Source organism: Ralstonia sp. 22111, assembly GCF_052045895.1.
Lineage (GTDB): Bacteria > Pseudomonadota > Gammaproteobacteria > Burkholderiales > Burkholderiaceae > Ralstonia > Ralstonia wenshanensis.
On the sequence record NZ_JBQEPR010000005.1, the window covers coordinates 251,557 to 278,543 of the forward strand.

A 26,987-nucleotide genomic window follows, 5' to 3' on the forward strand; every position below is an offset into this window, starting at 1 on the left:
TTTTTCCGTTCCCAAGGATCATCATGTTCGGTCGCTTCATGCCCACCGAAGGCAAGTTTTTTGAGTACTTCAACCAGCACGCCGAGTGCGCCGTCAAGGCGGCCCATGCACTCAAGGAGCTGGTCAATGACTTACCCAATGCCGAAATGCATGCACGCAATGTGCAGAACTTTGAAAAGAAGGCCGATCGCATCACGCATGACACGATCGAGTTGCTGCACAAGACCTTCATCACCCCGCTCGACCGCGACGAGATCCACAAACTGATCACGACGATGGACGACATCCTCGACCTGATGGAAGACGTGTCGCTCACCATCTCGTTGTATGACGTGACCAACCTGACGGACGAATCGCGCCAGCTCGCCATGATCTGCGTGGCTTGCTGCGAGGAAGTCCGGAAGGCCGTGGCGCTGCTCAGTGACATGAACAACGGCCGTCAGATCCTCACCATCGCCCAGGAAATCGACCGTCTGGAGTCAGAGGCCGATCGCGTGATGCGTGCCGCCATGGCCAAGCTGTTCCGCACCGAGAACGACATCAAGCTGCTGATCAAGCTGAAGGCGATTTACGAGCAACTGGAGAGCGTCACAGACCGTTGCGAGGATGTTGCCAACATCATCGAAGGCATCGTGCTCGAAAACGCCTGACGAGACGACGCCCTCATGCATACGCTTCAGATCAGTCTCTGGGTGGTCGTTCTGCTGGTGGCGCTGGCCATCGTGTTCGACTTCATGAATGGCTTCCACGACGCGGCTAACTCCATTGCGACGGTGGTGTCGACCGGCGTGCTCAAGCCGCAGCAGGCGGTGGCGATGGCTGCAGCCTGCAACGTGATCGCCATTTTCATCTTCCACCTCAAGGTGGCAACCACGGTAGGGCGCGACACAATTGATCCGTCCATCGTTGATCATTACGTCATCTTTGGGGCGTTGGTCGGCGCCATCGCGTGGAACATCATCACGTGGTACTACGGCATTCCGTCCAGCTCGTCGCACGCACTGATCGGTGGCCTGGTGGGCGCGGCTGTGGCCAAGTCGGGCACGGGCTCGCTGGTGGCCGGTGGCTTGCTCAAGACCGTGGCGTTCATCCTGATTTCGCCGTTGCTGGGTTTTATCCTCGGCTCGCTGCTGATGGTGGCGGTGTCTTGGCTATTTTTCCGAACGCCGCCGTCCAAGGTGGACCGATGGTTCCGGCGCTTGCAGTTGCTCTCGGCCTCGCTGTACAGCTTGGGCCATGGCGGCAACGATGCGCAGAAGACCATCGGCATCATCTGGATGCTGCTGATTGCGGGCGGCTACGCATCGGCCACTGCAACTGAACCGCCGATCTGGGTCATCGTGTGCTGCTATGTGGCGATCGGTCTGGGTACGCTGCTGGGCGGCTGGCGGATCGTGCGGACGATGGGTCAGAAGATCACCAAGCTCAAGCCGGTCGGCGGTTTCTGCGCTGAAACTGGTGGCGCCATGACGCTGTTCTTTGCGTCGGCATTGGGTGTGCCAGTGTCGACGACGCATACCATCACCGGCGCCATCGTCGGCGTGGGATCTGCGCAGAAGGCTTCCGCAGTGCGCTGGGGTGTGGCCGGCAACATCGTCTGGGCGTGGGTTTTGACGATTCCCGCATCCGCGTTCATGGCGGCGATTGCCTGGTGGATCGGCCGACACGTGCTGTAAGTTGACCGTAGGTCGACACCGAAAAAAACGAAACGCCCACCAAATCGGTGGGCGTTTTGCATTGGGTGAGCGCCGCGTTAGTTATTGCGTTGCGAAGCGCGCGATGGGGTCATCGTCCGCAGGAGCCGTCGCAGCGGCCTGCCCGCGCGTCGACATCAGGTTGTCGGTTTGAGCATCGCGTGCGCGGGCGAGGGTACCCAGGGGATCATCATCGATCGGACGGGCAGGGCTGGCGGGTGCCGGAGCCATCGGTGCGACGGTCGGTGCTGGTGCATCCGGCAGGTTGCTTACGGCCACGACGCGGCGCGCGCCCATGTAGCGGCTTGCCCAGTAAGACTTGGTCATGTCTTCCAGGCGCACAGTGCCACCCGTGGCTGGTGCATGGACAAACCGGTTCTGGCCAACATAGATGCCGACGTGCGAATTCGGCTGGCCGGTCGTGTTGAAGAAGACGAGGTCGCCCGATGCGACGTCGCGGCGATCCAATAACGTGCCGCGGCGGCCCATTTCGGCGGCGGTCCGTGGCAGATTCACAGAAGCAGCGCGCTGCACGACGTAGCGCACGAGCCCACTGCAATCGAAGCCGCTGTCGGGTGTATTGCCGCCGTAGCGGTAAGGGGTACCGACCAGCGCCATCGCCTCAATGGAGATTTCTTCCAGACCAGCGCTGGGGTCGTGGATCGGGGCGCCGCGTGTGCGCAGGCCCGCGTCGCGCGAGGCGGTGGAGCGGGTAGGCGTTGACGAGCAGGCGGACAGCAGGCAGACCAGCGCAAGCAGAGCGGTGCCTGCTACTCGGGTATTGCCAAAGGAAGAGCTGTACCGCGTCAGCATGCGCCATCAGGAGAGTCTGGATAGCGAGCATGCTATGCGCGCGGCGTCAGAAAGCCAAACTGCGTGTTGGCGAGGCGCAACGCCAAGCGGGGCGCGGGTCTGCGGATTCTGCCCCGATGGCGTCGCGTTTTGCGGGCAGTTTTACCAGCGTAGCTGGACGCTGCGCGTGCTGCCGGTCTGCACCGTTGCGCGCTTGGTGGCGCCTTGGTACGTGGCGATGACGTTATAGCTGGCCGGCGGGGCCTTGATCAGGCAGCGCGGGCCATCGGCGCGAAAGCTTGCGACCTCCTTGCCGTGTCGCGTGAGCTGTACGTCGACGTCGGCGAGATACTCCCCGCGTGCGCCTTGCGTGAACAGCAGAGACAGGTTGTAGTTGCGCGCCTCGCTGTTCAGCGCCTGCTGCTCGTCCTGTGCAACGCCGCCGCAGACGTAGCTGATCTGGCCGGCGGTCTTTGGCGTGAGGTCGTCGGCGAGCGCAATGGAGGCGCCGGCGGACAGCATCATCGCCAGCGCGGCCGACGTCAGGGTCAAACGCGATCGGGTCTGCAGGTTTTGCTGCATGGGCATCATTGGCCTCCATCGGGAAAAAGAGAGGTGCCCGATATGCAGCAAAAAAAAGGCCACGCGATTGCGTGGCCTGATGGCACAACGATTTGCGGCAGACAAATTTGTTGCGGCGTGATCCTTAAAGCACGTCCGAGGCGTGATCCGCGAGTCGCGAGCGCTCGCCGCGCGCCAACGTGATATGCCCGCTGTGGCTCCATCCCTTGAAGCGATCCACTACATAAGTCAGGCCCGACGAACCTTCCGTCAGATACGGCGTGTCGATCTGCGCGATGTTCCCCAGGCAGACGATCTTGGTGCCGGGGCCTGCGCGCGTGACGAGCGTCTTCATCTGCTTGGGCGTCAGGTTTTGCGCCTCGTCGATGATCAGGAACTTGTTGACGAAGGTGCGGCCGCGCATGAAGTTCATGCTCTTGACCTTGATGCGCGAGCGGATCAGCTCCTGCGTGGCAGCGCGGCCCCATTCGCCAGCGTTGTCGTCGGACTTTTGCAGTACCTCGAGGTTGTCGTCGAAGGCACCCATCCACGGCTGCATTTTTTCTTCTTCCGTGCCGGGCAGGAAGCCGATGTCTTCACCCACGGGCACCGTGGCGCGCGTGATGATGATCTCGTTGTAGAGCTTCTGATCCAGCACTTGCTCAAGGCCCGCCGCCAGTGCCAGCAGCGTCTTGCCCGTGCCGGCTTGGCCGAGCAGCGAAACGAAGTCGACTTCCGGATGCATCAGCAGGTTCAACGCGAAGTTCTGCTCGCGGTTGCGCGCGGTCACGCCCCAGACGTTGTTTTTCTGGTGCGTGTAGTCCTTGAGCGTTTGCAGCACGGCGGTTTTGCCGTTCAGCTCCTTCACCTGTGCATACAGCGGCAGGCTGCCGTCATTTGGCTCCAGGAAGACAAACTGGTTGACCAGGAACGACGGCACCAGCGGCCCGGACAAGCGGTAGAACGTCATGCCCGTCTTGGGGTCCTGCCAGCTCTCGATGTTCTTGCCGTGCTTCTGCCAGAAGTCTGTCGGCAGCGCCATGATGCCGCTGTAGAGCAGATCGGTGTCTTCCAGCACGCGATCGTTGAAGTAGTCCTCAGCCGGCAGGCCGAGGGCGCGTGCCTTGATCCGCATGTTGATGTCTTTGGACACCAGCACGACTGATCGGTCCGGACGTTGCTGCTGCAACGCGGCCACCACACCAAGGATCTGGTTGTCCGCTTTGCCCTGCGGCAGGCCATCGGGCAGCTTGATGTCGTTCAGACGCGTCTGGAAGAACAGGCGTCCCTGCGCATCGCGGTTGCCGAGCTTGGCGAGAGGAAGGCCGTCGTCCATGACACCATCGGTGCCAGCCACGAGCTGGTCGAGCGTGCGGCTGACCGTGCGGGCATTGCGTGCAACTTCGCTCATGCCCTTCTTGTGGTTGTCCAGTTCTTCCAACGTCATCATCGGCAGATAGACGTCGTGCTCTTCAAAACGGAAGAGCGATGTCGGATCGTGCATCAGCACGTTGGTGTCGAGCACGAACAGCTTGGCGGGGCCTTCGTCGCGGCGGGTGCGGCGGCGGGCGGCAGTTTCGGTCGATTTGCCCGTCGCGCTTACTTTGTCGACGGCCTTGGCCAGAATGCCTGCATGTTCGCGCGAATTGTCTTTCGCCATGGGAGACGCTTCGCCCGAGCGGGCGCGGGCCGTGCTGGCTGCATTGCGTTTGGGTTGTGCACGGCCGGTTTCTGACAACGCCTCGCGCTCGAGCGCTGGCACCGGTTTTCGAGGTTCCTGACCCGCCTTCGGCTTTCCGGCTTTGCCGAAAGGCTTGAATTCAGCCGGGTCAAGCAATTGGGCTGGCTGGGTGGGCATGGTCGGCAGCGGCATGCTTCGATTACCTCTCTGGGTGGAACAACGACGAAACACCGTCCGCGCACATGGCGAGGCGGCGCTGGCGGGAAACGCTGGAAAACGGATGGGCGCGTCGCAGCGGTTGATGCATGGACGACGGCCACAAAAAAGCCGCCATGACCTGCGAGAGGTGGGGCGGCCTAGTTGAACGCCACGACAAGCTGCACGTTTCGGACGTTCTGCCCGGCCTGCTTGCCGGGAAAAACGCAGAAGCGGTATCAGGCCAACTTGGCCGCCGGTACCGTCGTGGGCTATCGGAATGGCATCCGGATTTCGTACTCATCGGTTCCGACTGTATCGGAAGCTTTTGTGATTTGCAATCGCTCACATGTGACCTGTGGTGCGTCGCAAACTGGCCACGACAGACGATGCGAAATCGACGGGAGAATCAGCCGCCAGGATGTCCTGCACGGCACTTTCCCGACCGCTGGCTCCCCGTGCGGTTACAGCGCGCGTACCGCCGCGAGGACATCATCCACATGATTGGGCACTTTCACGCCGCGCCATTCCTTGCGCAGCACGCCCTTGCTGTCGATCAGGAATGTGCTGCGCTCGATGCCACGCACGTCCTTGCCGTACATCTTCTTCATCTTGATCGTGTCAAAGATGTTGCACACGGCTTCGTCGGCGTCGGAAATCAGCTCGAACGGCATGTCCAGTTTCGCCTTGAAGTTTTCGTGCGATTTCAGGCTGTCGCGCGAGATGCCGAACACCACGGCGCCGGCGGCTTCAAAGGCCTCATACTGGTCGCGGAAGTTCATCGCCTCCGTGGTGCAGCCGGGGGTGTTGTCCTTCGGATAGAAATACAGCACGACGATCTTGCCGCGCTGCGATGCCGGCGAGAACGTGATACCGCTGGTTGCCGGTGCGGAGAAATCGGGAAGAGGCTGGTCGATCGTGACGGGCATGGTGTGTTCCGGAAAACCGCGAGGAGAGAGATGGAGAAGCTCGTGGACGGGCAAATCTGAGATACCGCGCCCGACGCCAACCGGAGATCGGAAAGATCAGGCCGGCTGAACGATCAGGCTGCCGCTGCGGCCGGCAACTTCGCCCCATGTGACGGGCTGCACGGGCAGGGTACTGCGATCGAGCGTCGCGTAGTAATCGCCCATCGACCCTAGCCGATGGCCTTGGGCGCGCCAGCCTCGCAGCAACTCGCGGAAGATCGGGGCGAGTTTCTGCCCTTCAAGTTCTGCATGCAAGGTAAATACCTGGTCACGGTCGGACTCCGTCATCTTCAGGATATGCCGGGCGACGTTATCGAGGGTGATGTCTTCCACGCCGATCAGTTCGTCCAGCGTGGGCAGCGTCGTCGGCAATTGCACGTGGTTCAGCGCTTTGCCATCAATGCTCGGGATGTACGGATGCGTGCCCCGGCCGTCGGAGGCGTAGGCCATGCCCCAGTTGTCGATCTGGCGGAACGCGTGGTCGTTCATCTGCCAGCCGGCGGCGCCGTGCGTCACGGGTGGCCGGCCGAACACCTGGATGAAACGTGCGTGTGCGGCGGTCATCTGGCGGGCCGTCCAGCCGGCATCGCGCTGGCGGACATTGTCTTGCCAGAGCACGTGGTCCCACGTGTGGATGCCGGTCTCGAAACCTGCCTCGGCGATGGCGCGCATTTCGGCAGCGGCTTTGCGGCCGATGTCGGGGCCTGGCAGCAACACGCCGTACATCAGCGTGCGAAGGCCGTAATGCTCGACGACTGACGTGCGGGAAACCTTTTTGAGGAAGCCGGGACGGAAGGCGCGGCGCAGCGCCCAGCCGGTGTGATCGGGGCCGAGGCTGAAGAGGAAGGTCGCGCCAGCCTCGTGCTCGCGCAACATACGCGCGAGATTGGGCACGCCTTCGCGGGTGCCGCGCAGGGTGTCGACGTCGATCTTGAGGACGATGAGAGCCATGAACCTGCGCGGAAGGTGCGACTGAGATGCAGCTTTTACTTGTTGCCGTTGCCGTCTTCGACCAGGCTGCGGGCTTCAGCCACGTGCGTGCGATACGCTTCGAAGATGTTCGCCAGCGCGTCCTTCATCACCGTGGTCGGCTTCCAGCCGAGGTCTTCCATGGTGTTGGCGATCTTCGGTACGCGGTTCTGCACGTCCTGGTAGCCGGTGCCGTAGTAGGCGCCGGAGGTCGTTTCCACCAGTTGGACCTGCTTGGCAGTGTCTTTGTACTCGTCGATCTGGGCGGCCTGTTCCAACATCATGTTGGCCAGTTCACGCACCGAGTAGTTGTTCGACGGGTTACCGATGTTGTAGATCTTGCCCGAGGCCACGCCGTCCTTGTTGGCAATGATGCGTACCAGCGCGTCGATGCCGTCATCGATATACGTGAAGGCGCGCTTCTGGCTGCCGCCGTCGACGAGCTTGATGTTCTCGCCGCGCACGATATGGCCGAGGAACTGCGTCACAACGCGTGACGAACCTTCCTTCGGGGTGTAGATCGAGTCGAGGCCCGGGCCGATCCAGTTGAACGGACGGAACAGCGTGAAGTTCAGGCCTTCCATGCCGTAACCCCAGATCACGCGGTCCATCAACTGCTTCGAGCATGCGTAGATCCAGCGCGGCTTGTTGATCGGGCCATAGATCAGCGGCGAGGCTTCCGGATCGAATTCGGAATCGCTGCACATGCCGTAGACCTCGGAGGTCGACGGGAAGACCAGATGCTTGCCGTACTTGGCAGCCGAGCGAACGATCGGCAGGTTGGCTTCAAAGTCCAGCTCGAACACGCGCAGCGGGTCTTTGACGTAGGTCGACGGGGTGGCGATGGCCACCAGCGGCAGGATCACGTCACACTTCTTCACGTGATACTCGACCCATTCCTTGTTGATGGTGATGTCACCCTCAAAGAAGTGCATGCGCGGGTGGTTGATCAGGTCGCCCAGACGCTCGGTCTGCATGTCCATGCCATAGACCTCCCAATCGGTGGTCTCCAGGATGCGCTTGGACAGGTGGTGGCCGATGAAGCCGTTGACGCCGAGGATCAGTACTTTTTTCATGAAGGCAAACTCAAGATCAGGAGAGGGCGAGCTGGCTGGCGAGCTGCTGCGCGGTCACGACAGACGTTCCGCTGGCAGCTTGGGGCTCGACGCGCCAGAGCTCGTGGATGGCGATGGCTCCCCCATCGCCGCACACGCCGAACATCGCATTATCCACGACGTGCAAGCCCGGCGGCAAATTCGTAAAGGTTTGGTGCGCCAGACGGGCCCGCGCGACAACGTAGCGTTCGCTGCCCGCGTCCGTAAAGGCACCGGGGTAGGGGGGCGCCACTGCACGGATGAGGTTATAGACCTGCTGGGCCGGTTTGGACCAGTCGATGCGGCCGTCTTCGGGTTTGCGGCCGCCGAAATAGCTACCGTTGGCCAGCACGTTCGGGTGCTGCGGAATGTGCCCGGCAATCATCGCGGGAAGCGCACGCCACAGGGTTTGCTCTGCCGCAACAGTGGCCTTTTCGAACACTTCGTGCGAGGTGTCGTCCGGCAGGATCGGCACGATAGTCTGGTCGACGATGTAGCCCGCATCCGGCTTTTCGACCATTTCGTGCAGGGTGGCGCCGGTTTCGGTCTCGCCGTGCAGCACCGCCCAGTTGATGGGCACGCGGCCGCGGTACTTGGGGAGCAGCGAACCGTGCATGTTGAACGCGCCGAATTTGGCGAGGCTCAACAGGCGCATCGGGATCATGTGCCGGTAATAGAACGAAAAGATGAAGTCCGGCGCAATCGCGGCGATCCGGGCGTGCAGATCTTCGCCGTTTGCATTGTCCGGCGTGATGTACGGGATACCCAGTTCCTGTGCGGTGGCGCGCACGCTGCCGAACCAGATGTTCTCGGCGGCGTTGTCCTCGTGCGTGACAACGAGATCAACCTGAATGCCACGCGCTGCCAGCACGCGCAGGCAGCGTACGCCGACGTTGTGATACGCGAAAACGACGGCTCGCCGCTTGAGCTGCGAACTCATGCAACACCCCGCTGCGAGCCAGTCTTCATATCGGCGGCGCCGGCTTCATGCAGATGCGGCGTCTCTTCCAGCACACCCTGCACCAGATAGCGCGGGCGTTCACGCACCTGTTGATAGATGCGGCCGATGTATTCGCCCAGCAAGCCAATGCCAAACAGCAGCACGCCCATCAGGAAGAACGTGATGGCGAACAGCGTGAACACGCCCTGGACTTCCGCGCCCAGGATGAAGCGCCGCACCACCAGCAGGATGAACAGCACCGCAGAGGCGAGCGACAAGAGCATCCCGATCGCCGAGAACCACTGCAGCGGCACGACGGAAAAGCCCGTCACCAAGTCGAAATTCAATCGCACGAGCTTGTACAGCGAGTATTTCGACTCGCCGGCAAAGCGTTCTTCGTGGTCGACTTCGATTTCGGTCGGGTTCTTGCTGAACGTGTAGGCCAGCGCCGGAATGAAGGTGTTGACTTCGCGGCAGCGGTTGATCGTGTCGACGATGGTCCGGTTGTAGGCGCGCAGCATGCAGCCCTGGTCCGTCATCTTGATGTGCGTGATGCGCTCGCGCAGCGAGTTCATCGCACGCGATGCGGTGCGGCGGAACCAGCTGTCCTGGCGCACGCGACGGATGGTGCCGACGTAGTCGTAGCCTTCGTCGAGCTTTTCCACTAGGCGGCCGATTTCTTCCGGCGGATTCTGCAGGTCGGCATCGAGCGTGACGACGCGTTCGCCGCGCGCATGTTCAAAGCCGGCCAGGATGGCCATGTGCTGGCCATAGTTGCCGTTGAACAGCACGACGCGCGTGCTGTCCGGGCGCGCCCGGAACTGCTCGGCCAGCATGGCGGCGGAGCGGTCGCGGCTACCGTCGTTGACGAACACGACTTCATACGAAATGCCGAGCGCGTCGAGCGCGGGATACAGACGCGCAAACAGCGCGGCGAGCCCGTCTTCTTCGTTGTAAACAGGAATGACGACCGAGAGAGCGGGTGTCTTCATTATTGGATTATTGGTACTGGGCGCAAAGTTGGCGGACCGCGCTGACCACGCGATCCACATCGGAATCTTCCATGCCGGCAAACATCGGCAGCGTAACGATGGCGCGGCCAATGCGCTCGGCCACCGGGAACATGCCCGGCTTCCAGCCGAGTTCGCGGTAGAGCTTGAACAGGTGGATGGGCGGATAGTGCACGCCAGCGCCGATGCCCAGCGCCTTCAGGCCAGCCATGAAGCCGGCGCGATCGACCTTCAGGCGATCCAGCGGCAGCACGATCTGGAACATGTGCCAGTTGGTGTGCGTGAAGTCCTCCACGGGCAGTTCAACGCCGAACGACTCGATATCGGCTGCTCGCATGCCTGCAAAGTAGCGGCGGGCCAGCGCAGCGCGGCGTGCAGTCACGGCTTCCAGCTGAGCGAATTGGCCCAGGCCGATCGCCGCATTCACGTCGGTCAGGTTGAACTTGCCGCCAACCAGATCGACTTCCATGCCGTCAAAGCCGGTGCGCACGACGCCCTGCAGGCGATATTTTTCGGCCAGCACCGCTTCTTCGGGCGTGTTGAGCACCAGCGCACCGCCTTCGATGGTCGTGATGTTCTTGTTGGCCTGGAAGCTGAAGCTGACGAGATCGCCGATCTCGCCGATGCGCTTGTCACCCCAGCGCGAGCCAATGGCCTGCGCGGCGTCTTCCACCACGCGCAGCTTGTGGCGGCGGGCGATGTCGTACAGACGGTCCATGTCGACGGGCAGGCCCGACAGATAGACCGGAATAATGGCCTTGGTGCGCGGCGTAATGGCGGCCTCGACCTTGTCCAGGTCGATGTTGCGCGTTACGGGGTCGATGTCGACGAAGACTGGCTTGGCGCCGACCGTCAGCACCACGTTGGACGTGGCGACCCACGAGATCGGCGTGGTAATGACTTCATCGCCAGGACCGATGCCCGCGATGCGCAGCGCGACTTCCATCGTGGCCGTGCCGTTGGCAAATGTGCGGACGATGCGGCCGCCGAAATATTCCGACAGTGCGGCTTCGAATGCCGCGACCTTGGGGCCCGAGGTGATCCAACCCGAGCGCAGCACATCGGCCACGGCAGCGATGGTCGCCTCGTCAATGGTCGGGCGCACGAAGGGCAGGAAGGGAAGCTCGGCAGTGGCGGTGGTTTGCGTCATGACTTGAATAAGGTTGGGTACCGGGTGTGGGCGGATCGGCTCACGAACGAGCCAGCACAAGTACGCCGACGAGGATGATCGCGATGCCAATCAGGCGCTGCACCGACAGCACTTCGCCAAACAGATACCACGCCAGGAAGGCGTTGACCACGTAGCCCAGGGAGAGCATCGGATACGCGATGGTCACATCCACGCGCGACAGGCCGAGAATCCACACCACCACCGAGATGACGTAGCACGACAGGCCGCCAATGATGGGCCATTGCGTTGCAAGCTTGATGCCGATCGGCAGGATGTTGTCGGCCGAAAACGCAAATCGGCCGATATTGTTGACGCCCGCCTTGAGCAGCAGTTGAGCGCAGGCATTGAGCATGACGCCCGTCAGGATCAGCCCGAAAGTGACCAGATTCATGTGTTCTTTTGATGTTTTACAGACTGCGGCGGTTTCCCCGTGCGGATGTTCTCAATCCCGCCGCCGGGGCGCATGTTACGACAATTCCGCTTGCACGCCCCTTTCGGCAATCCGTAGCGGTGAAACCTAGTTGCGCCGGACGATCACACGGCGGGCATCGCGGGCGATCACGATCATCGGTACGCCCTCGGCTGCCAGCCGGTCATAGGTGCCCGGACCCATCATGGCGACGGCCTGACCGCCGGCTTTCCAGCGCGCCACGAAGGCTTCGGTGGTCGGCACCCACTTGGCCGGCTCCTGTTTGACGCCAAATGCCAGTTCATCGGGCTCCTGCACCATGATGGTGGGCCGGCCGAGGTAAAACGGCATTGTATGGTCCAGGCGCTCCACCGCATAGAACGGCACGTCGGGCTTGAGCCACTGTCTGACCGCGGCCACGAGATCGATACCCGACATGGAGCGCCCGAAGGCTTCGTGACCCAGCGTGGCCGCTGTAAACGTCAAGAACCACGCGCAAGCAAACGCGGCCACGCTTTCGAAGCGCCTGCCTGCCAAGCGAAGTGCCAGCCACGTGAAGCCTGCTCCAGCCGCGAACGCCACGGCCAGGAACATCGCAAATCGAGAAAACACGGCGTTCGGGTACATGTCCGACGACATGGTTGCCACGTAACCGCTGGCCGCGAGACCGACCACCGCCAGCGCCAGGAAGGCCTTGAGCTGCCAGCGCCATGCGCGCTCGCTGGTGTGCTCCAGCACCAGGGCTGCCAGAATCGCCAGCGCGGGGATGATCGGGAAGATATAGCCCGGCAGCTTCGAGTCCGAAATGCTGAAAAACGCGAAGATGAGGATGGCCCACAGGCCTAGCATGAGCGTGGGGCGGAAACCATTCCGGGCGGTTTCACCACGTGCAAGGGTCAGGCGTGCGGCACCCGGCAATTGAGCAAGCCACGGCAGGAAGCCGGCCACCAGCAATGGCACGAAGTACCAAAGCGGCGCGTTTCGGTTATGCACGGTCGACGTGAAACGCTGGAAATGCTCGTGCACGAAGAAGAACCACGCGAATTCCGGATTGCGTATGGAGATCAGGACGAACCACGGCGCGCCGACGGCAAAGAAGATGATCAGCCCGCTCACCAGATGCAATCGTTTCCACAGGGCCCAGTCGCGCGCGACCAACGTGTAGACCACCAACACAAAACCCGGCAGGACCACGCCGATGAGGCCCTTGCTCAACACGGCCAGCGCCATTGATGCCCAGCAGGCCCACATCCAGCCACGTTGTTGAGCGCGTGTGGCATCCGGATACTGCGCGAGCAGTAGCGCACCCAACGCCATCGTCATACAGCCGGCCACGCCCATGTCGAGCGAATTGAAGTGCGAGCCTACGTTCCACAGAGGCGCGCTCACGAGCACCAGCCCGCTGATGACGGCCGTCCGCTTGCCCCACCAACGCGCTGCCGCCAGCATCGTGAAAACAATGCCGACGATGCCGGAGAGCGCCGTGAACAGCCGCGCCTGCCAGTCGCCGATGCCGAAGAGTGTGTAGGCGAGTGCGGTGCCCCACATCTGCAGTGGCGGCTTCTCGAAATATTTCAGGGCGTTGTAGCGGATGGTCACCCAGTCGCCGGAGACGAACATCTCGCGCGCGATTTCAGCGTAGCGGCCTTCGTCGGTGGGGATCAGGTGCCGGTAGCCCAGCGTGCCGAGCCAGACGGCCAGGAACGCAGCAGCCAGGAGCCAAAGGGAGGCGTCGCGCCAGGGCAGGGTGGGCGCTTGAGCGGTGCGGTCGATCGGCATGCGGTCAGGCGCGCTCGATCAACAGGGCGGCGGCCACTTTACGGCCTTCCAGCATCAGGATGTTGTACGTGCGGCCGGCGGCCTGCAGGTCCATGGCGTCCACGCCGATGCGCTTTTCGGTAAGCGGCACCGTCAGCCGCGGGTGCGGGAAGCGCAGCTTGTTGCCCGTCCCGAAGATCACCACTTCGGCCCCCAGTTCAAGCACGCGCGCGAAATGCTCGGGCGTCAGATCCTCAAAGCGCGACACATCCCACGGCACCACGGCGCCCTCGGGCATCACCAGCACGGAGTGCTCGTAGCGCACCTTGTTGATTTCGATATAGCCGTCGCCATAGCCGGTAACGGTATTGAGAATGGTCGACGAATCGGATGAATGGAGCTTCAAGGCGGGAATCCCATCGGGCGCCATGGCGGCGGCGCATGGTGCGGCACGCTGGCTAGGGCGCTAGGTTTCAGACTGCGGGCAGGTTTCGCTGCGTTGCAAAAATGCCCGCCTAAGTCTGTCATAATGGGCTAAATTATATCTTTTTCTCTCCTTCGCCCGCCGCGCCATAAGCGATGTCCGGCAAGGAATAGCGTAGCGGCGCCTGCCGCTGTGTGGCGTTACCGTCGCCGCTTTGCTGCGCCACAGAATGCCCCGTAGTCCAGCCCGTTCAACGTCGCCCATCGCCGCCTTGCCCGTGAAAACGATCCAGAAATCCGCCAAGCTCAACAACGTCTGCTATGACATTCGCGGCCCCGTGCTCGAGAAGGCCAAGCAGATGGAAGAAGAGGGCCACAAGATCATCAAGCTGAATATCGGCAACCTGGCCGTGTTCGGTTTCGATGCGCCTGAAGAGATCCAGCAGGACATGATCCGCAACCTGCCGAATTCGGCGGCGTATTCGGATTCCAAGGGCATCTTCGCGGCGCGCAAGGCGGTGATGCACTACACGCAAGAGCAGGGCATCAAGAACGTCACGCTGGAAGACATCTATCTGGGCAATGGCGCGTCGGAGCTGATTTCGCTGGCCACCAACGCGCTGCTCGACGCTGGCGACGAGCTGCTGCTGCCGGCGCCCGACTACCCGTTGTGGACCGCCGTGACCAGCCTCTCGGGCGGCACGCCGGTGCACTACATCTGCGACGAAGCCAACGGCTGGATGCCAGACCTGGACGACATCCGCGCCAAGATCACGCCCAATACCAAGGGCATCGTCGTCATCAACCCGAACAACCCGACCGGCGCGCTGTATTCGGACGAACTGCTGCTGGGCATTGTTGCCATTGCGCGCGAACACGGCCTGGTGATCTTCGCCGATGAGGTGTACGACAAGGTTCTGTTCGACGACAACAAGCACACCGCGATCGGCTCGCTGTCGGAAGACGTGCTGACCGTGACGTTCAACAGCCTGTCGAAGAGCTACCGTTCGTGCGGTTACCGCGCGGGCTGGATGGTCGTATCCGGCGACAAGCGCCCGGCCAAGGACTACATCGAAGGCCTGAACATGCTGTCTTCGATGCGCCTGTGCGCCAACGTGCCGGGGCAGTGGGCCATTCAAACCGCGCTGGGCGGCTATCAAAGCATTAAAGACCTGGTGGCGCCGGGCGGCCGCATGCGTCGCCAGCGCGACCTGGCGCATGAGTTGATCACAGCGATCCCCGGCGTGACCTGCGTCAAGCCCAAGGCTGCGCTCTATATGTTCCCGCGCCTGGACCCGGCGGTGTATCCCATCGAAGACGACCAGACCTTCATCCGCCAGCTGCTGGAAGAGGAGCGTGTGCTGCTGGTGCAGGGCACAGGCTTCAACTGGCACTCGCCGGACCATTTCCGCATCGTCTTCCTGCCCCACGAAGACGATCTTCGCGAAGCGATTGGCCGAATTTCGCGCTTCCTGGAGCGGTACCGTCAGCGTCACGGTACTGGCATCCGGGCCGCATAAATTCGGTCTTCCGCCAGATCAGTAATTGCGGGGCAGACCGAAGTGTCTGCCCTGTGTGTTTTTTGCTTCTCCGCTTTTTCGTTTCTTTACGACACGTCTCATGAATCCCATCAAGATCGGCCTGCTCGGGCTCGGTACCGTCGGTGGCGGTACCCTCAAGGTTCTGCAACGGAACCAGGAAGAAATCCGCCGTCGCGCGGGTCGCGGCATTGAAGTCGCCATGATTGCCGTGCGCAATGTCGACCGCGCCCGCGCCATCGTGCAGGAAGCCGGTGCGACCGTGCCGGTGGTGAACGACCCGTTTGCGATTGTGGATTCGCCCGAGATCGACATCGTCGTGGAGCTGATTGGCGGTTACGACCTGACGCGCGAGCTGGTGCTGCGCGCCATCGCCAACGGCAAGCACGTTGTCACCGCCAACAAGGCGCTGCTGGCCGTGCATGGCAACGAGATCTTCAAGGCCGCGCAGGACAAGGGTGTGATGGTGGCGTTCGAGGCGGCCGTGGCCGGCGGCATTCCGATCATCAAGGCGCTGCGCGAGGGCCTGACGGCCAACCGCATCGAGTGGATCGCCGGCATCATCAACGGCACCACGAACTTCATCCTGACCGAGATGCGCGACAAGGGTCTGGACTTCGATACCGTGCTCAAGGAAGCCCAGCGCCTGGGCTACGCCGAGGCCGATCCGACCTTCGACATCGAAGGCTTTGACGCCGCGCACAAGCTCACGCTCATGAGCGCCATCGCCTTTGGCGTGCCAGTGCAGTTCGAGCGCGCCTACGTGGAAGGCATCACGAAGCTGGAAGCGGTCGACATCCGCTACGCAGAAGAACTTGGCTACCGCATCAAGCTGCTGGGCATCACGCGCCGTGTCGAAGCGGGCATTGAGCTGCGCGTGCATCCGACGCTCGTGCCGGCCAAGCGCCTGATCGCCAACGTCGAAGGCGCAATGAATGCCGTGGTCGTCAACGGCGATGCGGTGGGCCCGACGCTGTACTACGGCAAGGGCGCGGGCGCCGAGCCGACCGCTTCGGCCGTCGTCGCCGATCTGGTGGACGTGACGCGCCTGCACACGGCCGATCCGGAACACCGCGTGCCGCATCTGGCATTCCAGCCCGATGCGCTGTCCGATACGCCCGTGCTGCCGATCGACGAAGTGCGTTCGAGCTACTACCTGCGCATGCGCGTGGCCGATGAAACGGGCGTGCTGGCCGACATCACGCGCATCCTGGCCGAAGGTGGTATTTCGATCGACGCCATGCTGCAGAAGGAATCGCGCGAAGGCGAGCCGCAGACCGACATCATCATGCTGTCGCACGTGACGGTGGAAAAGCGCGTGAACGCCGCCATCGCCGCCATCGAGGCGCTGCCGACCGTGCTGTCGAAGGTCACGCGCATCCGCATGGAAGAACTGAACTAAGCGCAGGACACGAGCATGCAATACCGATCGACCCGCGGCCACGCAGAGCCGCAAAGTTTCTCCCGCATCCTGCTGGGCGGCCTGGCGCCGGACGGCGGCCTGTACCTGCCCGAGCAGTACCCACAAGTCAGCGTTGAAGAGCTGACCCGCTGGCGCGACCTGCCGTACGCGGACCTCGCCTTCGAGATCCTGCGCAAGTTCGCCACCGACATTCCCGAAGACGACCTGCGCGCACTGACCCGACGCACCTACACGCCCGAGGTCTACTGCAACGCGCGCGCCGGCGACAACACTGTCGACATCACCCCGCTGCACAAGCTGGGCGAGGAGGGCGGCACGTCGCTGTCGCTGCTGTGCCTGTCGAACGGCCCGACGCTGGCCTTCAAGGACATGGCGATGCAGTTGCTGGGCAACCTGTTCGAATACGCGCTCGATCGTGAGCACGCCGAGCTGAACATCCTGGGGGCCACCTCTGGCGACACGGGCAGCGCCGCCGAATATGCCATGCGCGGCAAGCGCGGCGTGCGTGTGTTCATGCTGAGCCCGCACCGCAAGATGAGCGCGTTCCAGACTGCGCAGATGTTCAGCCTGCAAGACAAGAACATCTTCAACATCGCCATCGAAGGCGTGTTCGACGACGCGCAGGACATCGTCAAGGCGGTATCGAACGATCTCGAATACAAGGCGCGCCAGAAGATTGGTACGGTCAATTCGATCAACTGGGCACGTGTCGTTGCGCAGGTCGTCTACTACTTCAAGGGCTACCTGCTGGCGGCCCCGACGATTGGCGACAAGGTGTCGTTCTGCGTGCCGTCGGGCAATTTCGGCAACGTCTGCGCCGGCCACATCGCGCGCATGATGGGTTTGCCGATCGACAAGCTGGTCGTGGCCACCAACGAGAACGATGTGCTGGACGAGTTCTTCCGCACCGGCACATACCGCGTGCGGTCGGCCGCGCAGACGTATCACACCTCCAGCCCCAGCATGGACATCAGCAAGGCGTCGAACTTCGAGCGCTTCGTGTTCGACCTGCTGGACCGCGATCCGGCGCGCCTCGCCCAGCTCTTCCGGGACGTGGACGAAAAGGGCGGCTTCTCGATGACGGGCAAGCCGGAGTTCGACCGCATCGCCGAGTTCGGCTTTGTCTCGGGCCGCAGCTCGCACGCAGACCGCGTCGATACCATCCGCGATGTCTTTGCCACCTACGGCACGATGATCGACACCCACACCGCCGACGGCGTGAAGGTGGCGCGCGAGAACCTGACCCCGGGCGTGCCGATGGTGGTGCTGGAAACGGCGCTGCCGGCCAAGTTCGGTGACACCATTCGCGAAGCGCTGGACCGCGAGCCGGAGCGTCCGGCTGGCTACGCTGACATCGAATCGCTGCCGCAGCGCTTCGAGGTCATGCCGGCAGACGCTGACCGCATCAAGGGCTACATCGCCCAGCACACCGGCCTTTGAACCTGCCCATGGTCCTACTGCGCGCCCCGATCTTGGCGCTGCGATGCTCGCCGTACCCATGTACGGCTGTGCTTCTCGCGCCAACCTCGGGCCGCTCGCTACGGACCATGAACAGCTTCCAAAAAGATGAAGATCCTGCCGGATGACGTCGCCGGGGCAACCTTCGAGCGCTGCCTGCACGACATCCGCGCCTGCCGCGAGTGCAAGGGCGCTTTGGCGCACGAGCCGCGCCCGGTTGTGGTGGCGGACCGCCGCGCCCGCGTCCTGATCATCGGACAGGCGCCGGGCCGCATCGTCCACGAGACCGGCATCCCCTGGAACGACCGCTCGGGCGACCGCCTGCGCCAGTGGCTGCAAATCCCGTACGACGATTTCTACGCCGACCGGCGCATCGCCGTGGTGCCGATGGGTTTCTGCTTTCCTGGCGCCGGCACCAATGGCGATTTGCCGCCCCGGCCGGAATGCGCGCCCAAATGGCATCGCCCGCTGCTCACAGCCATGCCCGATGTGCGGCTCGCGCTGCTGGTGGGCACCTATGCCCAGCGCAACTACCTCGACGTGCCGCGCGACTGGTCGCTGACCGACGTGGTGCGCAACGGGCCCGTGCAGGACGCCGACGGCCGCATGCTGTTTCCCCTGCCGCATCCAAGCCCGCGCAATCTGGCCTGGTTCAAACACAATCCGTGGTTTGACGCGCACATCGTGCCGGCACTGCGTGCCGCGCTGGCCGACGCATTCGCTTGATACGCCTGGGCTGATGCATGGCATTGGCCTGGAACCGATACAATCGAAATCTCCCTTTCGATTCCGCTTTCCCATTCCCGCATGTCCGCCAACGATGCTCCCGCCGTCAAACCGTCTTTGCTGACGCTCGATGCGGCGCTGTCGCAACTGCTTGCCGCAGTGCGCGTTTTGCACGAGACCGAAACCGTGTCGACGTTGCACGCCAACGGGCGCGTCCTCGCCGAGGCGGTCCGCAGCAGCTTGAACGTGCCGCCCGCCGACAACACGCAGATGGACGGATACGCCGTGCGCGCCGCCGACATCACCGCGCCTGGCACGCGCCTGAAAGTGGCGCAGCGCATTCCCGCCGGCCATGTCGGCCAGCCGCTGAATGCGGGCGAGGCGGCGCGCATCTTTACCGGCGCGCTGATCCCGCCGGGCGCCGATGCGGTGGTCATGCAGGAGCAATGCAAGGCTGATGCGGACACGGGCACCGTCACCATCGATCACGTGCCGGAATCCGGTGAGTGGATCCGCCGCGCAGGCGAGGACATTGCCGACGGCGCCGAGATCCTGCCGCGCGGCGCGCGTCTCGGTCCGCAGCAACTGGGCCTGGCGGCTTCGGTCGGCTGTGCCAATCTGCACGTGGTGCGGCGTCCGCGCGTGGCTGTGTTCTTTACCGGCGACGAGCTTGCCATGCCCGGCGAGCCGCTCCAGCCCGGCGCCATCTACAACTCCAACCGCTTCACGCTGCGCGCACTCCTGGAAAACCTCGGCTGCGACATCACCGATTTCGGCATCGTGCCCGACACGCTGCAAGCCACGCGCGACACGCTGCGCGAAGCGGCCGAGGAGCACGACCTCATCATCACCTCCGGCGGCGTGTCGGTGGGCGAGGAAGACCACATCAAGCCGGCGGTGGAAGCCGAAGGGCGCCTGAACCTCTGGCAGATCGCCATCAAGCCGGGCAAGCCCCTGGCCTTTGGCGAGGTGCGCCGGCCCGAAGGCATGGTGGGCGGCCCGACCGCCTTCTTCATTGGCCTGCCGGGCAATCCGGTGTCGAGCTTCGTCACCTTCCTGCTGTTTGTGCGGCCGTTCGTCCTGCGCCTGCAGGGCGTGGCCGACGTGGCACCGAAGCGCATCCCGATGCGTGCCGACTTTGCGCTGCCCAAGGGCGATCGCCGCAACGAGTTCCTGCGTGCGCGCATCAACGCGGGCGGCGGGCTGGACCTGTTCCCGAATCAAAGTTCCGGCGTGCTGACCTCCACGGTGTGGGGCGATGGCCTGATCGACAACCCGCCCAACCAGCCGATCGCGCCGGGCGATGTGGTCAGCTTCCTGCCGTTTGCAGGCTTGGTTTAAGGAGCGATGGACATGCAGATCGAGCTTCGTTTCTTTGCCAGCGTGCGTGAACAACTCGGGACTTCGCAGGAGCAGGTGGTCGTGCCGGAGGCCGTGCGGACCGTGGGTGATGTGCGCCGCTGGCTCGCGCAGCGCGGCCCGGTCTGGGGCGAAACGCTGGCCGAAAGCCGTGCGCTGCGCATGGCGGTGGACCACCAGATCGTGCCGGCCGATACCGCCGTGCACGACGGCTGCGAAGTCGCTTTCTTCCCGCCCGTGACCGGTGGTTGAGCGCAGGAGACCGACCATGTCCGTCCGCGTGCAGGAAGCCGACTTTGACCTCGGCGCCGAGATTGCAGCGCTCCGTGCCGGCCGCCCGAACATTGGCGCGGTGGCCAGCTTCATCGGCACCGTGCGCGATATCAACGACGGCACCGGCGTGTCGGAGATGGAGCTGGAGCACTATCCCGGCATGACCGAAAAGGCGCTCGCCGACATCGTGAGCGCGGCCATGCAACGCTGGGAGCTGATCGACGCGCTCGTCATCCACCGCGTTGGCAAACTCAAGCCGCAAGACCAGATCGTGCTGGTGGCGGTGGCGTCCAAGCACCGCGGCGAATCCTTTGCCGCGTGCGAATTCATCATGGATTACCTCAAGAGCGAGGCGCCGTTCTGGAAGAAGGAGCAGACGCCCGAAGGCGCGCGCTGGGTCGATGCGCGGGTCACCGACGACAAGGCGCTCGCCCGCTGGGGCATTGCCACCAACAACGCCGCGAAAAGCACGGCTGATCAGCCCGGCGCATCGGCGCAACCGAACGACTACGAATAACAAGGACGCGACCGCATGAGCGGAATAGGCTTTCTGGCAGTTGGGGTGGGCGCTGCGCTGGGAGCCTGGTTGCGCTGGGCGCTCGCCATCTTGTTGAACGCCATCAATCCGGCCTTGCCGTACGGCACGCTGGCAGCCAATCTGGTGGGGGGCTACCTGATCGGCATCGCGGTGGGTTTTTTCGACATGCATGCGGGGCTGCCGCCGGAATGGCGTTTGCTTGTCATCACCGGTTTTCTGGGCGGGCTGACGACGTTCTCCACCTTTTCAAGCGAGGTTGTCGCCAACATCCTGGCCGGCGACCACCTGATGGGCGCGCTGCACATCGTGGCGCATCTGGGCGGCTCGCTGTTCCTCACGATGCTTGGTCTCTGGACGGTACGCACGTTCAGTTGATCGCAAGACCGGCCCTGCAAATTGAGTTGCGAATGAGAAGTTGGGTTCACATACTGGTAGTGCCTGCGGTGGCTTAGGGACGTCCAGTACGGACGTCCAGTAAGGACGTGCAGTATCGAAGGCCGCCGCGGGTTGCTTTGTGTTGTTCCATCCATAACGAGAAGGAGACGCAATGAAACCAACCCGAACGGCGCGCCTGCGACGGCACGTCTCGCCAAGCAACCTCATCGCCGCCGGTGCCGTGCTGCTGGCCGGTTGCGGCGTACTGAGCGCCTGTGGCGGCAGCAATGACGGCAACAACGTGCCGGGCAATACCAAGCCGGCCTTTGCCGGCAAGGTGACCGTCACGCGGTACGACGGCGTATCGGATGACCTGCTGACCGCCGGCCTGGGTGCAAGCGGCCTGGCTTCGGCCACCGCGCCGACCATCGCCAACCCCACGGCGCCCACGGCAGCCGAGCTGCGCCGCCTGGCGATCTACGCCAATTACCGCGCGCTGGTCGACACGGCGGCCAAGGGCGGCTACGGCACGCTCTACGGCCCGAACGTCGATGCCAGCGGCAACGTCACGCAGGGCTCCGGCATGATCGCCGGCACCGAATACGTGACGTACTCCGATGACGGCACCGGCCAGCAGAACGTGGTGCTGCTCGTGCAGATCCCAGACAGTTTCGACGTCAACAACCCCTGCATCATCACCGCCACGTCGTCGGGCTCGCGCGGCATATACGGGGCCATTTCCACCGGCGAATGGGGCCTCAAGCGCAAGTGCGCCGTCGCCTATACCGACAAGGGCACCGGCGCCGGCCCGCACGACCTGGCCACCGACACCGTCGCCCTGCAGGACGGCACGCGCACCACGCGCAGCGCAGCCGGGTCCAACGCGCACTTTGCCGCGCCGCTCACCAGCAGCCAGCTCGCCGCCTTCAACACGGCCACGCCGAACCGACTGGCGTTCAAGCACGCGCATTCGCAGCGCAACCCCGAGAAAGATTGGGGCCTGTTCACGCTGCAGGCCGTGCAGTTCGCGTTCTGGGCGATCAACGACAAGGTGTCGGGGACGAGCGGTGCGTTGGTCGGCAGCGCGCTGCCGGTGCGTCCGGACAACACCATCGTCATCGCATCGAGCATCTCCAACGGCGGCGGGGCGGCCATCGCGGCGGCTGAGCAGGACACCGGTGGTTGGATCGATGGCGTTGCTGTTGGCGAGCCGGGCCTGAACCTGCCGCCCAATACCGGTGTGCAGGTGGTGCGCGGCGGCACCACGCTGCCGACGACCGGCAAGCCGCTGTTCGACTACGTGAGCTATGCCAACGTGTTCCGGCTTTGCGCGGCGTCGTCTGTGAGCGTTGCCACCGCACCGGCGCAGGCGTTCTTTGGCAGCCTCACGACGTTCCCGGCAGGCGTGCAGGCCAATCGCTGCGCTGCGCTCAAGGCGGCCGGGCTGCTGACGTCCACCACTGCGGCTGCCCAGGCTGACGAAGCCCTGCAGAAGATGCACGCCTATGGCTGGGAGCCCGAGTCGGATCTCGTGCATGCGTCGATGTCGTTCTACGAGATCGACCCGTCCGTGGCGACCACGTTTGGCAACGCGCTCTCGCGCGCCAGCGTGACCGACAACCTATGCGGGCTGAGCTTCGCGGCAACCGACGCATCGTTCCATCCGACGGCCGTGAACGCCACGGCGCTCGCGCAGATGGCGGCGGTTGGCAACGGCATTCCGCCCACCTCCGGCGTGCAACTCGTCAACAACAACGCCCAGGGCGGGCCGACGCGCAGCAACCAGTCGGTCGATTCGACCGGCACGCAGGCCGCCAACCTTGATGGCGCGCTGTGCCTGCGCAACCTGCTGACAGGCGCCGATGCCGCCTCGCAATCGTTGCAGACCGGCATCAGCCAGACGCTGCGTACCGGCAACCTGCAAGGCAAGCCGGCGTTGATCGTGCAGGGCCGCAACGACGCGCTGCTGCCGGTCAACCACGGCTCGCGGCCGTACCTGGGGCTGAATGCGAAGGTGGAGGGCGGCTCGAGCAAGCTGTCGTACATCGAGGTGATGAACGCGCAGCATTTCGACGGCTTTATCGACCTCGTGCCCGGCTATGACTCCCTCTTCGTACCGCTGGTGCTCTATGAACAGCGCGCGCTGGACGCCATGTACGCCAACCTGAAGAACGGCACGCCGCTGCCGCCTTCGCAGGTGGTGCGCACCACCCCGCGCGGTGGCACGCCCGGTGCTGCACCAGCCATCAACGCGGCCAACGTGCCGAACTTCACGAGCACACCGGCGGCGGGCGACCGCATCTCGGTGAGCGTGTCGGGCGGCGTGGCGACGGTATCGGTGCCCAACTGATGCGATAGCCGGGACGGTTTTGACGCACTTGGGACGGCGGCGCGGCCGGCAGGCACGCCGCCGTTTGTTCTGGCGCAAATCTGCATCAAAACCCGCGTTTCCACGCTTGAAATGCCACCGAAGCTCCCTATCTTTCGGAGCAGTGAAACATTTTCCGCAAGGGGTTTTTAATGCGTTTGGACAAACTGACCACCCGCTTCCAGGAAGCGCTGGCCGACGCGCAGAGCCTGGCGCTGGGCAACGACAATCCGTACATCGAACCCGTCCACCTGCTGCTGGCCATGCTGCGCCAGCCGGACGGCGCGACCAAGAACCTGCTCGCCCGCGCGGGCGTGAACACGGGGGCGCTGGACACGGCGCTGGACCGCGCCATCAAGCACCTGCCGCAGGTGCAGGGTGGTGAGCAGGTACAGGTCGGCCGTGATCTGGGCAACCTGCTGCAGCAAACCGAGAAGGAAGGCATCAAGCGTGGCGACCAGTTCATCGCCAGCGAGCTGTTCCTGCTGGCCGTGGCCGACGACAAGGGCGAGGCTGGCCGTATTGCGCGCGAACACGGCTTGTCGCGCAAGCCGCTCGAAGCCGCCATCGACGCCGTACGCGGCGGCCAGACCGTCGGCAGCGCCGAGGCCGAAAGCCAGCGTGAAGCGCTCAAGAAGTACACCATCGATCTGACCGAGATGGCCCGGATCGGCAAGCTGGACCCCGTCATCGGCCGCGATGATGAAATCCGCCGCGCCATCCAGATCCTGCAGCGCCGCACCAAGAACAACCCGGTGCTGATCGGCGAGCCGGGCGTGGGCAAGACGGCCATCGTCGAAGGCTTGGCGCAGCGCATCATCAACGGCGAAGTGCCTGAGAGCCTGAAGAACAAGCGCGTGCTGGTGCTCGACATGGCAGGCCTGCTGGCCGGTGCCAAGTACCGCGGCGAGTTCGAAGAGCGCCTGAAGGCCGTGCTCAACGACATCGCCAAGGAAGAGGGCCAGACCATCCTCTTCATCGACGAGATCCACACCATGGTGGGCGCGGGCAAGGCCGAAGGCGCGATGGATGCCGGCAACATGCTCAAGCCGGCGCTGGCGCGCGGCGAGCTGCATTGCATCGGCGCGACCACGCTGGATGAATACCGCAAGTACATCGAGAAGGACGCCGCGCTGGAGCGCCGGTTCCAGAAGGTGCTCGTGGGCGAGCCAAGCGTGGAGGCGACCATCGCCATCCTGCGCGGCCTGCAGGAGAAGTACGAACTGCACCACGGCGTGGAGATCACCGATCCGGCGATCGTGGCCGCGGCTGAACTCAGCCACCGCTACATCACCGACCGCTTCCTGCCGGACAAGGCCATCGACCTGATCGACGAGGCCGCGGCGCGCATCAAGATGGAAATCGACTCGAAGCCCGAGGCGATGGACAAGCTCGACCGCCGCCTGATCCAGCTCAAGATCGAACGCGAGGCGGTGAAGAAGGAAACTGACGAAGCGTCGCAAAAGCGCCTGGAGCTGATCGAGCAGGAGATCGAGCGCCTGCAGAAGGAATACGCCGATCTGGACGAGATCTGGAAGGCCGAGAAGGGTGCCGCGCAAGGTGCGGCTACGCTCAAGGAAGAGATCGAGAAGATCAAGCTTGAGATCACCAAGCTGCAGCGCGAAGGCAAGCTCGAGAAAGTGGCCGAACTGCAATACGGCAAGCTGCCCGAGCTGGAAGGCAAGCTGAAGGCCGCCACCGCCGCGGAGTCTGCCGGCCAGAAGCAGCCGAACAAGCTGCTGCGCACGCAGGTGGGCGCCGAAGAGATTGCCGAAGTCGTCAGCCGCGCCACGGGCATCCCCGTGGCGAAGATGATGACCGGCGAGCGCGAGAAGCTGCTGAAGATGGAAGACCGCCTGCACGAACGCGTGGTCGGTCAGGACGAAGCCGTGCGTTTGGTGTCGGATGCCATCCGCCGCTCACGCGCCGGCATTGCGGACGAGAACAAGCCGTATGGCTCGTTCCTGTTCCTGGGCCCCACGGGCGTCGGCAAGACCGAGCTGTGCAAGGCGCTGGCCGGCTTCCTGTTCGATTCGGAAGAGCACCTCATCCGCATCGACATGAGCGAGTTCATGGAGAAGCATTCCGTGAGCCGCCTGATCGGCGCGCCGCCGGGCTATGTCGGCTACGAGGAAGGCGGCTACCTGACCGAAGCCGTGCGTCGCAAGCCTTACAGCGTGGTGCTGCTCGATGAAGTGGAGAAGGCGCACCCGGACGTATTCAACGTGCTGCTGCAGGTGCTGGACGATGGTCGCCTGACCGACGGTCAGGGCCGCACGGTCGACTTCAAGAACACGGTGATCGTGATGACGTCGAACCTCGGCTCGCAGCTCATCCAGCAGATGGCGACCGAACCGGCGGACGTGATCAAGGGTGCCGTGTGGCAGGAAGTGAAGACGCATTTCCGCCCCGAGTTCCTGAACCGGATCGACGAGGTGGTGGTGTTCCACGCGCTGGACCAACGCAACATCGAATCGATCGCGCGGATCCAGCTCAAGCGTCTGTCGGCACGTCTGGCGCAGATGGACCTGGCGCTGGAGATCAGCGACGAGGCAGTGGCCAAGCTGGCCTCTGCGGGTTACGACCCGGTGTTTGGGGCACGGCCGTTGAAGCGGGCGATCCAGCAGCAGCTTGAGAATCCGGTGGCCCGTATGATCCTGGAGGGCAAGTTCGCGCCCAAGGATGTGGTGCCGGTGGATTATCGGGATGGGCAGTTCTCGTTTGATCGGGTTGTGCACTGAGGCTGTGTTGTCGTGCGTTAAAAAGCCGCTCCGGAGGGTTCCGGAGCGGCTTTTTTGTTTTTGGCTTTTTGTTTTTGTTGGTGGTGCATCTCTGTTTCACCCCCTGCCGGGGGCGACTCACTTTCTTTGTCTTGCCAAAGAAAGTAAGCAAAGAAAGGCGCGCCCGAGATGGCGAAAGACTCCTTCAATTTTCGTCAGCGGGCGGAGGCGGGGAAAACTCGCTGCGCTCAAACAGTTCCCCGCCTTTTTTCCGCCCGCCGACGAAAATTGAAGGCGCCATCAAGGGCAGGAACGTCAACGGCCAAACCGGTGGCTTGCGTGTCCTGTCGGAGTTTCGTTTGTTGCGGTGTGCTGCTTCGCTTCGCTCGCTATCTCAACCTGTTCTTACTGCTTTGCCTCGCGTCTTGCCGCGCATCTACGACTGCGGTTGTGCTTCGATGGTGTGGCCGTACCCTGCCCTAGATGGCGCCTTGAATTTCTGTTGCAGAGAGGAAAAAGGAAGGGAAACTGTCTGAGCGCAGCG

Annotated in this window: 24 protein-coding genes; 12 read left to right on the forward strand and 12 right to left on the reverse strand. The window is 63.4% G+C overall.

The genetic code is table 11. From position 1 onward, the window contains the following. The first annotated feature begins 23 nt into the window (after positions 1-23). Positions 24-650: a DUF47 domain-containing protein gene (locus tag ACTJK4_RS15235; protein ID WP_092971390.1), complete on the forward strand. Its 627-nt coding sequence runs from the start codon at positions 24-26 to the stop codon at positions 648-650. A 15-nt stretch (positions 651-665) separates the two neighbouring features. Beyond that, positions 666-1,676: an inorganic phosphate transporter gene (locus ACTJK4_RS15240; RefSeq protein ID WP_252692675.1), complete on the forward strand. Its 1,011-nt coding sequence runs from the start codon at positions 666-668 to the stop codon at positions 1,674-1,676. Positions 1,677-1,757: 81 nt separating this feature from the next. On the opposite strand, the gene ACTJK4_RS15245 is transcribed toward ACTJK4_RS15240, so the two are convergent. From ACTJK4_RS15245 to ACTJK4_RS15300, 12 genes are all read right to left on the reverse strand, one after another. After that, a complete protein-coding gene (locus ACTJK4_RS15245) occupies positions 1,758-2,507 on the reverse strand; it encodes a C40 family peptidase (protein WP_440818291.1) in 750 nt (249 codons plus the stop codon). 141 nt (positions 2,508-2,648) lie between these two features. After that, complete coding sequence (locus ACTJK4_RS15250) at positions 2,649-3,074, reverse strand: hypothetical protein (protein ID WP_092971870.1); 426 nt, start codon at positions 3,072-3,074, stop codon at positions 2,649-2,651. 118 nt (positions 3,075-3,192) lie between these two features. Next, positions 3,193-4,920, reverse strand: coding sequence for a PhoH family protein (locus tag ACTJK4_RS15255; RefSeq protein WP_440818292.1), 1,728 nt, complete (start codon positions 4,918-4,920; stop codon positions 3,193-3,195). 467 nt (positions 4,921-5,387) lie between these two features. After that, positions 5,388-5,852, reverse strand: a complete 465-nt coding sequence (locus ACTJK4_RS15260) for a peroxiredoxin (RefSeq protein WP_440818293.1) — start codon at positions 5,850-5,852, stop codon at positions 5,388-5,390. Positions 5,853-5,948: 96 nt separating this feature from the next. Further along, positions 5,949-6,842: a 4-deoxy-4-formamido-L-arabinose-phosphoundecaprenol deformylase gene (locus tag ACTJK4_RS15265; protein ID WP_316868860.1), complete on the reverse strand. Its 894-nt coding sequence runs from the start codon at positions 6,840-6,842 to the stop codon at positions 5,949-5,951. A 35-nt stretch (positions 6,843-6,877) separates the two neighbouring features. Further along, positions 6,878-7,936, reverse strand: a complete 1,059-nt coding sequence (locus tag ACTJK4_RS15270; protein ID WP_316885105.1) for a bifunctional UDP-4-keto-pentose/UDP-xylose synthase — start codon at positions 7,934-7,936, stop codon at positions 6,878-6,880. A 16-nt stretch (positions 7,937-7,952) separates the two neighbouring features. Beyond that, entirely contained in the window at positions 7,953-8,894 is a 942-nt protein-coding gene (locus ACTJK4_RS15275; RefSeq protein ID WP_414560555.1) for a formyltransferase, read from the reverse strand. Further along, the gene (locus tag ACTJK4_RS15280; protein WP_440818294.1) at positions 8,891-9,886 is read right to left on the reverse strand and encodes a glycosyltransferase; all 996 of its coding nucleotides are present in this window, start codon (positions 9,884-9,886) and stop codon (positions 8,891-8,893) included. Before ACTJK4_RS15280 ends, ACTJK4_RS15275 begins: the two co-directional genes overlap by 4 nt. Before the next feature lie 7 nt (positions 9,887-9,893). Next, the gene (locus ACTJK4_RS15285) at positions 9,894-11,054 is read right to left on the reverse strand and encodes a DegT/DnrJ/EryC1/StrS family aminotransferase (protein WP_232042644.1); all 1,161 of its coding nucleotides are present in this window, start codon (positions 11,052-11,054) and stop codon (positions 9,894-9,896) included. Positions 11,055-11,094: 40 nt separating this feature from the next. After that, complete coding sequence (locus ACTJK4_RS15290; RefSeq protein WP_004626520.1) at positions 11,095-11,466, reverse strand: SMR family transporter; 372 nt, start codon at positions 11,464-11,466, stop codon at positions 11,095-11,097. A gap of 126 nt (positions 11,467-11,592) precedes the next feature. Then, positions 11,593-13,263, reverse strand: a complete 1,671-nt coding sequence (locus ACTJK4_RS15295; RefSeq protein ID WP_440818295.1) for a glycosyltransferase family 39 protein — start codon at positions 13,261-13,263, stop codon at positions 11,593-11,595. A gap of 4 nt (positions 13,264-13,267) precedes the next feature. Next, on the reverse strand, positions 13,268-13,648 hold the full coding sequence (locus ACTJK4_RS15300; RefSeq protein WP_232042647.1) for an Mth938-like domain-containing protein: 381 nt from the start codon (positions 13,646-13,648) through the stop codon (positions 13,268-13,270). 295 nt (positions 13,649-13,943) lie between these two features. Here ACTJK4_RS15300 and ACTJK4_RS15305 point away from each other — a divergent pair, with 295 nt between their 5' ends. From ACTJK4_RS15305 to clpB, 10 genes are all read left to right on the forward strand, one after another. Further along, positions 13,944-15,185 carry a pyridoxal phosphate-dependent aminotransferase gene (locus ACTJK4_RS15305; protein WP_045204177.1) on the forward strand — a complete coding sequence of 414 codons (1,242 nt, stop codon included), beginning with the start codon at positions 13,944-13,946 and terminating at the stop codon, positions 15,183-15,185. Positions 15,186-15,285: 100 nt separating this feature from the next. Beyond that, positions 15,286-16,605 carry a homoserine dehydrogenase gene (locus tag ACTJK4_RS15310; protein WP_232042648.1) on the forward strand — a complete coding sequence of 440 codons (1,320 nt, stop codon included), beginning with the start codon at positions 15,286-15,288 and terminating at the stop codon, positions 16,603-16,605. 15 nt (positions 16,606-16,620) lie between these two features. Continuing rightward, positions 16,621-18,066, forward strand: a complete 1,446-nt coding sequence (gene thrC, locus ACTJK4_RS15315) for a threonine synthase (protein WP_440818296.1) — start codon at positions 16,621-16,623, stop codon at positions 18,064-18,066. Between the two features lie 126 nt (positions 18,067-18,192). Then, on the forward strand, positions 18,193-18,810 hold the full coding sequence (locus ACTJK4_RS15320) for a uracil-DNA glycosylase family protein (RefSeq protein ID WP_316868874.1): 618 nt from the start codon (positions 18,193-18,195) through the stop codon (positions 18,808-18,810). An 81-nt stretch (positions 18,811-18,891) separates the two neighbouring features. Continuing rightward, a complete protein-coding gene (locus tag ACTJK4_RS15325; RefSeq protein WP_440818297.1) occupies positions 18,892-20,151 on the forward strand; it encodes a molybdopterin molybdotransferase MoeA in 1,260 nt (419 codons plus the stop codon). A 12-nt stretch (positions 20,152-20,163) separates the two neighbouring features. Then, a complete protein-coding gene (gene moaD, locus ACTJK4_RS15330) occupies positions 20,164-20,421 on the forward strand; it encodes a molybdopterin converting factor subunit 1 (protein ID WP_440818298.1) in 258 nt (85 codons plus the stop codon). Positions 20,422-20,437: 16 nt separating this feature from the next. Continuing rightward, entirely contained in the window at positions 20,438-20,959 is a 522-nt protein-coding gene (locus ACTJK4_RS15335) for a molybdenum cofactor biosynthesis protein MoaE (protein WP_232042653.1), read from the forward strand. 15 nt (positions 20,960-20,974) lie between these two features. Continuing rightward, positions 20,975-21,355 (forward strand): fluoride efflux transporter CrcB, encoded by a 381-nt coding sequence (gene crcB / locus ACTJK4_RS15340; RefSeq protein ID WP_232042654.1) that lies wholly within the window; start codon positions 20,975-20,977, stop codon positions 21,353-21,355. A 172-nt stretch (positions 21,356-21,527) separates the two neighbouring features. Further along, complete coding sequence (locus ACTJK4_RS15345) at positions 21,528-23,705, forward strand: 3-hydroxybutyrate oligomer hydrolase family protein (RefSeq protein ID WP_433867162.1); 2,178 nt, start codon at positions 21,528-21,530, stop codon at positions 23,703-23,705. Between the two features lie 170 nt (positions 23,706-23,875). Further along, on the forward strand, positions 23,876-26,464 hold the full coding sequence (gene clpB / locus ACTJK4_RS15350) for an ATP-dependent chaperone ClpB (protein WP_440818299.1): 2,589 nt from the start codon (positions 23,876-23,878) through the stop codon (positions 26,462-26,464). Positions 26,465-26,987: the final 523 nt, after the last annotated feature.

Excerpts from the sequence above, each read along its gene's own strand:
- ACTJK4_RS15235 (WP_092971390.1), top strand. The coding sequence starts at position 24 with ATGTTCGGTCGCTTCATGCCCACCGAAGGCAAGTTTTTTGAGTACTTC.
- ACTJK4_RS15240 (WP_252692675.1), top strand. The coding sequence starts at position 666 with ATGCATACGCTTCAGATCAGTCTCTGGGTGGTCGTTCTGCTGGTGGCG.
- ACTJK4_RS15245 (WP_440818291.1), bottom strand. The coding sequence starts at position 2,507 with ATGCTGACGCGGTACAGCTCTTCCTTTGGCAATACCCGAGTAGCAGGC.
- ACTJK4_RS15250 (WP_092971870.1), bottom strand. The coding sequence starts at position 3,074 with ATGCCCATGCAGCAAAACCTGCAGACCCGATCGCGTTTGACCCTGACG.
- ACTJK4_RS15255 (WP_440818292.1), bottom strand. The coding sequence starts at position 4,920 with ATGCCGCTGCCGACCATGCCCACCCAGCCAGCCCAATTGCTTGACCCG.
- ACTJK4_RS15260 (WP_440818293.1), bottom strand. The coding sequence starts at position 5,852 with ATGCCCGTCACGATCGACCAGCCTCTTCCCGATTTCTCCGCACCGGCA.
- ACTJK4_RS15265 (WP_316868860.1), bottom strand. The coding sequence starts at position 6,842 with ATGGCTCTCATCGTCCTCAAGATCGACGTCGACACCCTGCGCGGCACC.
- ACTJK4_RS15270 (WP_316885105.1), bottom strand. The coding sequence starts at position 7,936 with ATGAAAAAAGTACTGATCCTCGGCGTCAACGGCTTCATCGGCCACCAC.
- ACTJK4_RS15275 (WP_414560555.1), bottom strand. The coding sequence starts at position 8,894 with ATGAGTTCGCAGCTCAAGCGGCGAGCCGTCGTTTTCGCGTATCACAAC.
- ACTJK4_RS15280 (WP_440818294.1), bottom strand. The coding sequence starts at position 9,886 with ATGAAGACACCCGCTCTCTCGGTCGTCATTCCTGTTTACAACGAAGAA.
- ACTJK4_RS15285 (WP_232042644.1), bottom strand. The coding sequence starts at position 11,054 with ATGACGCAAACCACCGCCACTGCCGAGCTTCCCTTCCTGCCCTTCGTG.
- ACTJK4_RS15290 (WP_004626520.1), bottom strand. The coding sequence starts at position 11,466 with ATGAATCTGGTCACTTTCGGGCTGATCCTGACGGGCGTCATGCTCAAT.
- ACTJK4_RS15295 (WP_440818295.1), bottom strand. The coding sequence starts at position 13,263 with ATGCCGATCGACCGCACCGCTCAAGCGCCCACCCTGCCCTGGCGCGAC.
- ACTJK4_RS15310 (WP_232042648.1), top strand. The coding sequence starts at position 15,286 with ATGAATCCCATCAAGATCGGCCTGCTCGGGCTCGGTACCGTCGGTGGC.
- thrC (WP_440818296.1), top strand. The coding sequence starts at position 16,621 with ATGCAATACCGATCGACCCGCGGCCACGCAGAGCCGCAAAGTTTCTCC.
- ACTJK4_RS15320 (WP_316868874.1), top strand. The coding sequence starts at position 18,193 with ATGAAGATCCTGCCGGATGACGTCGCCGGGGCAACCTTCGAGCGCTGC.
- ACTJK4_RS15325 (WP_440818297.1), top strand. The coding sequence starts at position 18,892 with ATGTCCGCCAACGATGCTCCCGCCGTCAAACCGTCTTTGCTGACGCTC.
- moaD (WP_440818298.1), top strand. The coding sequence starts at position 20,164 with ATGCAGATCGAGCTTCGTTTCTTTGCCAGCGTGCGTGAACAACTCGGG.
- ACTJK4_RS15335 (WP_232042653.1), top strand. The coding sequence starts at position 20,438 with ATGTCCGTCCGCGTGCAGGAAGCCGACTTTGACCTCGGCGCCGAGATT.
- crcB (WP_232042654.1), top strand. The coding sequence starts at position 20,975 with ATGAGCGGAATAGGCTTTCTGGCAGTTGGGGTGGGCGCTGCGCTGGGA.
- ACTJK4_RS15345 (WP_433867162.1), top strand. The coding sequence starts at position 21,528 with ATGAAACCAACCCGAACGGCGCGCCTGCGACGGCACGTCTCGCCAAGC.
- clpB (WP_440818299.1), top strand. The coding sequence starts at position 23,876 with ATGCGTTTGGACAAACTGACCACCCGCTTCCAGGAAGCGCTGGCCGAC.